Consider the following 11,544-nt stretch of genomic DNA (forward strand, 5'->3'; position numbering starts at 1 on the left):
TTTCGTGGGCCATGCTAGCCAGTCCTAATCCCCAACTGCAACTCCCAAGCTCATCATCTTCTAATTGTAAAACTTCTTGGGCCGTATAGCGATTTTAGATTTTCGATTTTAGATTTTCGATTGTCTAATTTTGGATTTGGGATTGAGGGATTTTGGATTGTCTGATTTTCAACTGCGAAACAACCGAGTGTACTGAGTTTCGTGGGCCATGCTAGCCAGTCCTAATCCCCAACTGCAACTCCCAAGCTCATCATCTTCTAATTGTAAAACTTCTCGCGCCGTGCAACTAATTTGCGATTGCAAATCTAACAGCAATTGTTGACCGGATGTTTGACCGAGGGGAATAAGTTTCACGCCCGCACTCGCTAAATTGGCAGCCCAACTGTACAAATATCCTAACACGGCGGCTTCCTCTTCAATCTGCCAGGTTGCCGCAGCAATTCCAAAGCCGATCGCAAAATTGCACTGATTGTCGCCAAATTCCACCAAATCTTTTACACTTGTTGTTAACCCAGAAGCAACGGGCGATTCCCTGCGGGATAGCTTCGCTTCACGCAAATCTAGCAGCAACCTCACCAAAGTCCGCCCCATTTGCCAACTTTGCAAGCGCAACTCTTCTGTTTCCTTAGCAGCAGTCGCCCAAGCATTCCAGTAATTCAAAGCCGTCAAATCCCCCATCTGTGCCGCCCTCAAAGCCCTTACCACTACAGAGGCTTCTACTCGAACTGCCCCGAATTGCAGCGAATTTTCTAACCAATTCCTCAAAGTTATCTCGCTGTCGATCGCGCCGGTTTCTACCAGACTTTCGATTCCCTCTGAATAACTATAAGCTCCCACAGGTGCAAAAGCTAGCTGCAACAAAGATAAAAGTTGATTGTTCACTGTTGACTGTTGACTGTTGACTGTTGACTTCTTCCTTCTTGAACGATCGAAACTAATTTGGTTGTGAACCCTCCGATTCCTCGGTGGGAGTAAATCTAAAATCTAAAATCTAAAATCTAAAATCTAATGGCTGTGCCCGTAAGCGCCCATTTCTGGCTGAAACGGCACAATTTCCTCTGTTACTTCCAAACCCATTTTTTCCAGCATTCCCTGCAACACAGAGTCGGGAGAAAGCCTTAAATAATTATCGGCAATTTCTAAAGCTACGTGGCGGTTTCCTAAATGATAAGCCGCCCGCATCAGCAGCAGCGGGCTTGATGCCCGCGCTGTCAGCACAGGTTCGGGTTTTGCACTTACCACTACCAAACAGCTACCGTCTTCCGACTGCAATAAATCTCGATCGCGCAGTACCGTACCTCTGGCCAAATTCAGGTGCAGCTTTTCCCCCGTTTCTGTCTCGAATCGGTGGCGGCTGCGAGTGCGATCGTCGGCTGTCATCGGTACGGTAAAGCTGACAACAGCATCGGGATTTGCTGGTAAATGTTTTGTGAATGTTAGCATTTTTTTATTCTATTCCTCAGAGCGATTCACTTGACATTGAGTTTTTGAGGAATATCTTTTTTATACCCGAAGAAATAAGGAAGACTGAAGTTATGTAGGGTGCGGATCTGCTCGTGTTTAATGGAACTTGCAGATTGACTGGTGGATCCGCACCGATGCTTGCGACAAGATTGTGTGTACCGCATATACATGAAATATGCTATATCTCATTCCGATTTACAGCCCGTTGCAAAATATTCATCTCTCTGACCGCTCCCGTTCTCGTCTGTTTACCAAATTTATGTTATTTTGTCAAGCACTCGATCGCAGGCGATCGCTTTTTTTTCAAAAAATTTTGCCTACCGTCTAGGAACTCGAACAATTTAAATCTCCAATATATTGTTGGCGAAGGTAGCGCTTAGGCATCCTGCCTGCCCTTAACAAGCTTTTATGGAGAAGTCTAATAGAACGGGAGAGGAAGAAAGACTCAAACCTTCAAGCTTATTGATTGCCCGCTTGTTGCAGTCGCAGCAGCTCGGCTTGAATTAGTTGTTTTACTGCCGGATTCGCTTGCTGGAGCAAAGTGAGCTGGTTGAAACGACTAACTGTCAAACCATTGGTTTCGATAACTTTTTTAGCTTGTTGGCAGTAATTCACCGCGATGCCGCGAACACTTCCAGACAACCTATTAATTTGCTGAGTTTCGTTGCACACTACTCTGGGAACCGAGCCGCCAGCCATTCCTTTAATTTCGTTATAAGCTTCCACCCGTCTGGGTTCTATTGCCAACACAGCACGAGCGTAGCTGGTAATTTCTTGGCTGCTAATTTCTTGAGCTTGGGCTGCAGATCCGAAAACGAGATTTGGGGATTGTCCGTACAAACCGGGCGCCCATCCGCTAGCTAAAGCTGCTGCAGAAATGATGCCAAGCAACAGCGATTGTCGCAGCATCCGGTTAATGCCAAATTTAGAGGTGTTTAGTGAGGTATTCATGGTCGTCGGTGATTAATGGTCTGTAGATAAAAATGACACAGCGCTTGGAGGCTCAATCTTTTTGAATAATGTGGTGGCTAAAAAGTTCCTGCCTAGGAGTGACTATTTTGAATTCCAGCAGGATGGTTGGGGAGTTGCTAGGACGATCGACTTTTTAGCAAATTCGATAATTTCATTCTAACATCTGTGGGAAGTTGACAAAATTCAAACTTTAGATAGTAATTTTAATTAAAGAGCGTTACCGAATTGCCTCTTTGAATAATTTTCAAAGCGCAAATATTAAATAATTCTAAAAGTTATTGACAAATTACTCGCCTTAATTATTCTCATCAAGGTACGCGCTAGCAAAGCTATCTTCCCGCAAGGGTTCCCGTTCCCCGTAGGGTTCCCGTAGGGTAGGGAGGCGTCTGGAAGGCTAGGTCAATCGATTTGAGATTTGAGATTTGAGATTTGAGATTAAAGAATTGAAGCATTGACCCCAGGGATAAATTCGGGGGATCCTTTATCGGATACAGGTACAGGTTTTTTATTTCTGGACGGATTCATCACGTGGCGGGTATCCTGGATGCGAGGGGGTCAAATTTAGCCGTAATCGCACTCCTCAATTGCGGCGATGATTTATTTAATGTTAAGCGGTGGTGCATTTGTCGGTCGAGAAAATCCCCCACTGCTTTGGCTGCTGACTACGCCCAAGCCGGAACAAAAATCATGTTTTACTACCCGAAGATAGAGACAGCAACAGGGTACTAGACATTAAAATCTTGTTATCAAAATGCGCGCTATCTGTTTTTGGCAGTCAACGCGCAGGCGTGGGATTCCAGTTCTCGCTTCCTCCAGTTTGGGGTTGTGAAAACTTGTCTGGGAGTTACCCAGAAACCAGGTTTTTCTACGAAATAAAATCGTTACAGCCACCACCGAGAGCAGACAAACCCGGAAAGCTGGAATTTTTGGGGCTCAGTTTGCTTGTCATCCCGATCGCAGATAGCGAATTTTGGCAAGCGTTATCGCAGCAATTTAACAATTATTAATTACCCCTTGCCCATGAAAAGTCAAAAAGAAATTTGGCGAGTTATTCTCGCAGTAGCTATCAGTATTGTAGGCGTGCTGCACTTTGCAGTACCCGCACCTTTTATCAGAATTGTGCCGCCCCAGCTTCCTTACCCGGAAGCCTTGGTTTATATCAGCGGTTTTTTCGAGATTTTGGGCGGAATTGGGCTGTTAGTTCCTCCTGTGAGCTCTGCGGCGGCGTGGGGGTTAATTGCCTTGTTTATTGCCGTGTTTCCAGCTAATATCAATCAAGCCGTCAACAACATTCCGATAGAAGGGATTCCCCACAACCAATTACTGTATTGGTTCAGGCTGCCTTTTCAAGCTGTCTTAATTGCTTGGGCCTGGGTTTATACCAAACCAGACGAAGGTAAACACCGGGATTCTATAGTTCCAGATAGAACAGAAAACGCCCAATGAAGCAGTTCGACTACAATGCGGATTTTAAGAACATCGACTTTCGACAGCACCCGGAACTTTATCGCGTAGGGAAAGGAGAACAGGGAGTGCTGTTGGTGGAACCCTACAAAGGAGAAATTCTGCCTTTCTGGAGATTTAAGACTCCTGAAATTGCCAGGGAGTCCAGCAGCAAAATTTACTCCTTGTTTTTAGAGTATCTCGATGCCGATGATTTTGTCGGAGCAGACATGGCCCGCAAGTTCTTGCAGATGGGGTACACTCGCTCCCGTCGCTACGCCAACCACAAAAGCGGCCGAAAATACCAGCAAAACCCTCAAAAGCTGAAGTCTGTTGCTGAGCAAACCGCCGCTCGAAAAGATATTTTGCCACTCGAAACAGATCCGGTGAAAGCCGAATCCGCCGCCATTTTTAAAGAGAAATGGATGCTGGCTAAAATCAATGAGAAATATCTCCAGCTTTTAGCCAGACACCGACAGATGTACGAATCTTAGTTAGTCAACGCTGAGGATTGACATAGATTTACCAAAATCTCAGGACTTAGACTTTAGCCCCGTCGGCAGCAGTGTAGTTGTGCTTGCCTATCGGGGCCGGATCTATTTGCTTGACCCTACTATTTACTCGTCATCTTCTTCCGTCTGCCACTGCCGCCAAATTTCAAAGGCATTAAAGCCCCTGTATTGCAGGTAATTCAAGACTTTGCCCTTGGTTTTCGGATCTGCTTTACCCCAAGTATCGATCTTGTATTTCCGCATGACTTTGGCTTTTAATTCGGCCAGTTTTTCTGCTTCGGAGTCCTGATTTTCGGCAATTTCTTCTTCCCAGACTTGCTCGAACAAATCGTTGGTAATTCCTTTTTGCAGGCACTTGCGCTTGATGGCAGACTTTCCGTATTTGCCTGCTGCAGAGGCGATCGAGTTTGCCACCAAGCGAGTGTCGGACTGATAGCCGCGGTCTTGAATTTGCGCGATCGCCTCCAATATTTCCTCATTGCCAAAACCTTTCTCTTGCCCCTTTTTGCGAAGTTCAGAGGCACTGTAGTCTTTGCGGGACAAGAGAAAATAGAAATAGTCAAGACAGCTCATCAGTTAAATCGAAGGGTGGCGCGCAAATACTCGTGTAGCGAATGCCAAATCCAGTAGCCTTGCTATCGGCTGACTGCATCGCCATCGGCTTATTCTTCTGTATCCTCCTCTTCATCATCCAATTCCACATCCGGTCTGTCCACATCGATCTGAATCAAGCGAATGTGCTTGTATCCGAGCTTAATTTCAAACTCGTCTCCCGGCTTTAATCCCATTTCTTGGGTATAATTTGCCCCGATCACGATCGAACCATTCTTGTGAACGCTAGCTCGATAACTCGCTTCTCGCCCGCGTCCGTCTGCTTTCGACTTCTCTAGCTCAATGCCCTTAGCAGCTAGCACTGCATCGTAAAACTCAGCCAGATTAATCCGGGTTTCTCCACTTTTGCTGACCGTGAAGTAGCCGCAAAGCTTTGCAAGTTCTCTGCGCGGCAAATCGCTGCCTTTGATTTTTTGAAGCAGACCTTTTCCTGTTAAGGGTGCTGTAGCTGTTTCTGCCATTGACCGTACCTCGCTTATTGGACTTTACTTATATCAATTACAACACATTAGATTAACTTTGTTTCACTGTCAATACTAATAATTCTGAATATTAAGATTCTGGATAAATTTCTGCTGCCTCTAGACGGGGGGTGCAAGTAAGGATGCTCGAAGGGCGATCAATTTGCTCCTCGCGGCCCAAATCCTTGTGTAAGCCTTGGAGCGATCGCGCGGGGAATTATTGCCGCAAATTAAATGCTTTACTTTTTTACAGTAAAGTCTGTTCCCTGCATTCACCCATCCCCGATTGTATCTGCGGTCAAGGTCAAAATAAGACAGCCATGAATGGAAATACCTAGAACGCGGCCACTCCAAATCTGCCGAAAGCATTTACCGGCGCAGGGTTAACTTTTACCTCAACAAGACGAGGCAGCACTTGTTCTCGATGCCGCTGCCAGCTACTTGTAAATTCTATTTTTCGGGCTGGAAATCCCCTCAAAACCCCAAATACCAACGAGCGATCTTCTATTAAGGTGTTGGGCATATAATTTGCACAGAACGCAGTCTGGGGAAAGCAATCCGGTAAAAATTGAAGGAAATTTCACCTCTTCGTTGAACTGCTTTAAGCTAAAACCCGACTCAATGGGCGCGGTGGCAGAAACATCGGGCAGCCACTAAGAGGAGAATAGTTTCGATCGGGCGAGATTGCTTCGCGACTCTTAACACTTCGCCACGAATCAGTAGATTTCTAGGGGGAACTCAGAAAAATCTTCCTCCTCCGGCCCGCCCGCCAGAGAAATTGAGGTTATTTCCACAGGGGAATTGAAAAAGACCGAGTTAAATGCACAACAGCTTAAATGTTTGATGCACTACAAATTAGCAGCGGTTCCCGATATGGAGTTTCGATGGCAATTTATTGGTTTCGACTCGTGGCCTGTAAACTGCCAGACTCTCAAAATTTATGCACCAACTGGAGGGGCGCGTCAATCGATTTTGGATTTTAGATTTTAGATTTTAGAATTGAAGCCTTGACTTGCGCGAGATAAATACGTTCGGCAATTTTCATCGGATACAGGTTTTTTATTTCTGGACGGATCGATCGCGTGGCGGGTATCCTGGATGCGAGGGGGTCAAACTCACAGCCGCTTCCATAATTAACTATTGTGAAATAAGCGCGCTGACGGTGAGGACGTTCTTAATTGTGGCAACTCTGGCTTTTATTGTCTTGTGCCGAATGAGGAATGCTCGTGCTGCCGAATCAGCCCGCTCAAAAACGCATACAAGCCACCGACTCCTGTCGTGGAGAGATCAAAATTTTAGACTCTTGTTCCAGTTCCCAGATTTATCTGTGGAGTAAATTTAAAATCTCAAATCGTTCGACTCAGGGCTCAAGCCGAAGTCTAAAATCTTAAATTGACTGACGAATACTGCATCAAGCAGTCCCGGACTTACTCTCTCGACGAGAAACCCGGTTTGTTCCTCGATGCTTGGTTGCGCTGCTTATTTTCGGTAAAAGTCGGCTTGATGAACTTAAGTCGGAGATTCGATAGATCAGTATACTTTCGATCGCTTTGCCAGCGGCAGCCGGTGGCGAATGGCCAGCAAAAACTTCACCCAGTTTGGAGCCAGGCCAAGAGGGTCTAAATTAAGCAGTGCAGTGGGCGATCGCTTTTAGTGACGTTGTTGCAGGTAATTTTGCGACAGGGGAGTCCGTACCGCCGGCAGTAACTCTTCTGGTTTCGGGCCTCGCCCTTTCGAGTAGCGCCACCCAAAAAAGCCAGCACTCAAAGCAACGGACAACAAGCAAAGCATCAGGGTGACAGATTTTTTCAACCCCGGTTTTTTTAACGGTTTCTGAGTCGGTGCAGCGGCGCGATTTGCTTGGATCGCCGAACACTCAGAATTAGGCATAGAGGAGGGCGAAGCCGTCGGTGAGTTCGGTGAATTAGCACCGTCGGGTCGATCGTTCTGGTGAACCCAATCCCTGCGATCTTTTAATTGGTTGGGATATTCCCAGACTTCGCCGTCAGAATTGTCTGACTCATGCGATCGATTCGCTGGGATTGGGGGGTATGGGGCGATCGCCGAAACCGAAGACGGAGCCTTCCATTCTGTACCCGCGAGCACCGGTTGCGTTCCCGGCGCGATTATGTGCACCATAGAACCGGATGTCGCACTGTGGGCCGGGGCGCCGGTCAAATAGCCGTCAAAGTCCGGGTGCTGGTAGAGAATCGGCAAAGCCCAGTATAGCTGGTGAGAACCGTAGGCAGAAATTAGCCCCGCTCTGGCCCGGCTCAGGCTGAGATCGACTGGATAGCCTTGATTGAGGTTGCGGTAAAACAGCCGCGTCAGAGTTAGGGCTACATCGTCGGGGATGCTTTCTGCCATTGCTAGCACTGCGGGAATGCCCCGCTTCACTAGAGCTTCGGTTAAGTTCCGTTCCGGGCTGTCGTCGGCGAGGTTTGAGGGGTCGCCGTAGGCGCCGCGGCAGGAGTTGAACACGGCCATCTGAATACCGTTGTTAACTAGCAATCCAGCTAAGTCGTCGCCACTCAAGGTTTCGGTTAAGCCGGTGCGGCTGCTGACTAGGTAGAGTTCCCCACCTCTGGAACCTAAGTTGCTGTGGCCTGCGTAGTGCAGGACTTGGTAGTGTCCTTGTTCTAGGGCTTGGGTAAGTTGTTCTCGATCGGGCTGTTCGAGAATAGTCAGTTGAATTTCCGGGGAATGGGGGCTGTTTTTGAGAGGATTACCGGTGCGGTTTTGGAGTTCTTGTTGCAAATGGAGCACTTCTCGCTTGAGCTGCAAGCTGTCTCGATCGCTCGGAGACGCGATCGCCATTAAAATTTTTAGTGGCCCGCCACTAGGCAGTATCCGGGTTTGTTTGAACAAACTTGTACCTGGTTGGTAGCGAGAAAACACGACATCGGTGCCGGTTGCCAAAGGGCGATCGCCGGCGTGCAGAACTTCCCACGGCAGTCGCGGCAAGCGCCGGCCTTTGAGTCCGAGTCGCAGTTGCAGCACTTCTCGGCGGTGCTGGGCGATGCCTTGAGCGCAAGTCCAGCTATCGCGCAAGTTTCCTTGAAACAGCCCGCTGTATAATTGTTGCCCCAGGGCTACTAAATTCGGCGCACAGTTGTTTCCCGAACGGGAGATGCCGCGACCCGCAAAACTGCTTCCCTGTACTGCTTTTCCTTGGAGCAAGCCTACCAGCGGGTCGTTCATCAGTTGAGAAGACAGTGCAAGCCATTGGTCGATCGGCCAGCGGACTTGTTGTTCGGCTAAGGGTACACCGGGTGCAACCCTTTCTGTCCGCACTAGATATTCGTCGTCCCCAACAGGGGTGACTGAGAGTTGAAATTCCTGGCTCACCGATTTAGCGCCCTCCCGCCTTAATTCTAAATTTGCCTGCGTTTTTGCGGCTAGCAATAGCGATCGGCAAAATAATTTTTACTTTTCCAATCAAAGTTTCTGAATGCGCTTCCCCCGATCGGGCGATCGCTGGGGTCATATATATTTGTTCAAACACTTTGAGGATATAAAAGTTGTACTTTAATAACAGTTTATTAGTTTTGATTGCCCTGTGGCTCGGTGAAAGCCGAATTTTCTCCAATCTTTGTATCTTTAACATTTTGCACCTCTACCGCAGACCCCTTTAAATTCGTCGTGAACTTGAGTTTCTCATTGCTGAGTAAAGTTAAATTCGAGGCACTTTACCAGGCGGAGCTATAGTTCTTATTAAAATTACTTCGGCTCTCGCCAACCGGTTTCAGGGCAATATCGCAGGGAAAGTTGAGTATTTTATTTTTTGGGAGAGGGGTCGATCGGTCTCTACCGCTTATCCTCTACCACCAACCCCCGATGTGTAATCTTGATTTTGTGTCAATTAATTAATTGGTCAGCCCTGGGCTCTCATCCGTAAGCCCTCCGCCCTCATCCTTAAGACCTCAGTGGCGATCGATAATCGATGCTTGACCATCGAGAATTCCTAATAATTTATTGCTAATTTACCGCTTTCATGATATATAAAATTTTGAATTTAACTGTTTTAATCGAGTTAAAGTTAAGCAGCAAAAATAAACATCAGCAGCCAAGAACTTTCAACAATACAACGACCATAAAATTGTTCCGGTACTCTCAAGCAACTCTTTTTTTGGCATCTAGAGGATTACCCCTCATCAGGCCGGTTTCTCGGAGAATTATTGGACTTGGTAGCGAAGCCGTTACAAAACAGGGTTGGGCAGCCTCGCCGTCGGTCAGACCCGCTCAAAATGCCGATCGAGCTTGCAACAGTCACCAAAAACGAATTCTGCGCTGGCATTACTTTTTGGCAAATTTTACAATCTGTCTTGAGATAGATATATTTTGACCAAAGTTTTAGTATTTTCCCGAAAAAAACAATTTTCTCAGTTGGCGAGGTTTCCTCGAATCGAGAGAAAATTGTGCAACTAAAAATTAGAACAAATATTTGCGCGGGGGAATTATCTAAATTTCTAATTAATCATCGGGAACTAAAATTACGAGGGTGCTGTCGTTTAGTCAAGAGATTCAAATCCTAGGTCAGGGAAGGATTTGTCAAAGCTGGGAGTGTTACTAAACTTCAATACACCCAGCCTAGATCGGAACAAAAGCAAGGATAAAATTTGGGGGATACAGGTTTGGGTAGTTATTTAGGAGTTGTCAGTTGCGAGTTGAAATTTTGCTAATTCACTGTAGAAATTACGGAGAAAATCTACAATCAGGGGTCCTTCGGTGGAGCTTATTGTAGAAATTACCGAGAACATCACAAATGCTCGGCGCTTCGGCGCAGTAATTACAGTGTAGGTTGCGGCTCGATTAATGGTGGTACGCAATTGCAGAATATCCAACTCGCAACATATGGAAAAAAACCTTGCGGTTTAAGAGGCATCTATAATAGTAAAGATGAGGGAATCAGATTTTCGAGCGGGCGAAAGCATGAAGTAAAAAAAATCTTCAGCACGATCCCGTTTGCTGATAAATTGATTCTAAGAAGCTTACCATTTTTTGGGAAATATCAACAATGGAACCAGACGCAATGTTGTTAGAAGAAGGACAAGGATCGCTTTTTCCCGTTCAAGATGAAACACAAAAGCCCGTCGGGGATTTAAGCGACGACAGCTCTACAATTTCCGATGAGGATTTAGCTCAGTTAATTCAGGTAGCGCTCACCGAAAACACCGACGGCCTTAGCACCACATTTCCAGCTCTGGCTAACGGCGTACTGGAAGAAGGTGCGGGCGATGATGATGACAATGCCATCGCTTTCCAGACCGTCGGAGGTACTGATGACGATGACGATGACGATGACGATGACGATGACGATGACGATGACGATGACAAGGGCATCGATTTCCCGACTGTTGGAGGTACTGATGACGATGACGATGGCTTAGATGATGACAGCGGCATCGATCGCCGCCGAACCGTCGTCGGTACCGATGACGATGACATCCTTGTCGCCACCGGCGAGCAGGATGAGATATTCGGCAAAAGAGGCAAGGACAGAATCAAAGGAAACCGCGGCAAAAAAAATCAAATGTTCGGCGGTAAAGATGACGACGATTGCGAGGGCGGCGATGACGACGATGAAATAAGAGGCGATCTGGGCAAAGATACCGTCATGGGCGGCAACGGCAACGACACCCTTAACGGCGGTAAAGACAACGATACCGTGATGGGTGGCAGTGGCAACGACATCTGCGAAGGCGATGACGGCGATGACTGGACCCACGGCAACGAAGGAGATGATGACGTTGACGGCGGCGCCGGCAACGATACCGTCTATGGCGGCAAAGGCAACGACGATTGTGAGGGCGGCGAAGGCAACGATGCAGTCAGGGGCGACACAGGCAACGACAACGTTAGCGGCGGCGACGGCAACGATACCGTTAACGGTGGCAAAGATAACGATACCGTGATGGGCGATGCCGGCAGCGACGTTTGCATGGGTGACGACGGCGACGACAGCGTGATGGGCGGCGACGGCGACGACAGCGTGATGGGCGGTGCCGGCAGCGACGTTTGCATGGGTGACGACGGCGACGACAGCGTGATGGGCGGCGACGGCGACGACAGCGTGATGG

The 11,544-nt window shown here is 47.5% G+C and carries 11 protein-coding genes; 3 read left to right on the forward strand and 8 right to left on the reverse strand.

Translation table 11 applies throughout. The features are described 5' to 3' along the window. Nucleotides 1–168 precede the first annotated feature (168 nt). The 3 genes from QUA50_RS15085 to QUA50_RS15095 form a co-directional block, all read right to left on the reverse strand. Complete coding sequence (locus QUA50_RS15085; protein ID WP_333264863.1) at nucleotides 169–882, reverse strand: urease accessory protein UreF; 714 nt, start codon at nucleotides 880–882, stop codon at nucleotides 169–171. A 123-nt stretch (nucleotides 883–1,005) separates the two neighbouring features. After that, entirely contained in the window at nucleotides 1,006–1,443 is a 438-nt protein-coding gene (ureE, locus tag QUA50_RS15090) for an urease accessory protein UreE (protein WP_333264862.1), read from the reverse strand. Between the two features lie 480 nt (nucleotides 1,444–1,923). Continuing rightward, the gene (locus QUA50_RS15095; protein ID WP_333264861.1) at nucleotides 1,924–2,415 is read right to left on the reverse strand and encodes a DUF4168 domain-containing protein; all 492 of its coding nucleotides are present in this window, start codon (nucleotides 2,413–2,415) and stop codon (nucleotides 1,924–1,926) included. A 1,041-nt stretch (nucleotides 2,416–3,456) separates the two neighbouring features. Here QUA50_RS15095 and QUA50_RS15100 point away from each other — a divergent pair. Both QUA50_RS15100 and QUA50_RS15105 read left to right on the forward strand, forming a co-directional pair. Then, nucleotides 3,457–3,882, forward strand: coding sequence for a DoxX family protein (locus QUA50_RS15100; protein ID WP_333264860.1), 426 nt, complete (start codon nucleotides 3,457–3,459; stop codon nucleotides 3,880–3,882). Next, nucleotides 3,879–4,373 (forward strand): DUF4385 domain-containing protein, encoded by a 495-nt coding sequence (locus QUA50_RS15105; protein ID WP_333264859.1) that lies wholly within the window; start codon nucleotides 3,879–3,881, stop codon nucleotides 4,371–4,373. Before QUA50_RS15100 ends, QUA50_RS15105 begins: the two co-directional genes overlap by 4 nt. Before the next feature lie 123 nt (nucleotides 4,374–4,496). On the opposite strand, the gene QUA50_RS15110 is transcribed toward QUA50_RS15105, so the two are convergent. The 5 genes from QUA50_RS15110 to QUA50_RS15130 form a co-directional block, all read right to left on the reverse strand. Beyond that, nucleotides 4,497–4,964: a regulatory protein RecX gene (locus QUA50_RS15110; protein WP_006634375.1), complete on the reverse strand. Its 468-nt coding sequence runs from the start codon at nucleotides 4,962–4,964 to the stop codon at nucleotides 4,497–4,499. Nucleotides 4,965–5,053: 89 nt separating this feature from the next. Next, nucleotides 5,054–5,464 (reverse strand): AbrB family transcriptional regulator, encoded by a 411-nt coding sequence (locus QUA50_RS15115; protein WP_015177612.1) that lies wholly within the window; start codon nucleotides 5,462–5,464, stop codon nucleotides 5,054–5,056. A gap of 334 nt (nucleotides 5,465–5,798) precedes the next feature. Next, entirely contained in the window at nucleotides 5,799–5,987 is a 189-nt protein-coding gene (locus QUA50_RS15120) for a hypothetical protein (protein ID WP_333264858.1), read from the reverse strand. Between the two features lie 1,127 nt (nucleotides 5,988–7,114). Continuing rightward, nucleotides 7,115–8,812, reverse strand: coding sequence for a CHAT domain-containing protein (locus QUA50_RS15125; RefSeq protein ID WP_333264857.1), 1,698 nt, complete (start codon nucleotides 8,810–8,812; stop codon nucleotides 7,115–7,117). 4 nt (nucleotides 8,813–8,816) lie between these two features. Beyond that, nucleotides 8,817–9,071 (reverse strand): hypothetical protein, encoded by a 255-nt coding sequence (locus QUA50_RS15130; RefSeq protein WP_333264856.1) that lies wholly within the window; start codon nucleotides 9,069–9,071, stop codon nucleotides 8,817–8,819. A 1,410-nt stretch (nucleotides 9,072–10,481) separates the two neighbouring features. Here QUA50_RS15130 and QUA50_RS15135 point away from each other — a divergent pair. Continuing rightward, nucleotides 10,482–11,544 (forward strand): calcium-binding protein (locus QUA50_RS15135; RefSeq protein WP_333380152.1); only part of this gene is annotated, 1,063 nt, incomplete at its 3' end.

Source organism: Microcoleus sp. M2_D5, from assembly GCF_036701935.1.
In the GTDB taxonomy this organism is placed as follows: Bacteria; Cyanobacteriota; Cyanobacteriia; order Cyanobacteriales; family Microcoleaceae; genus Microcoleus.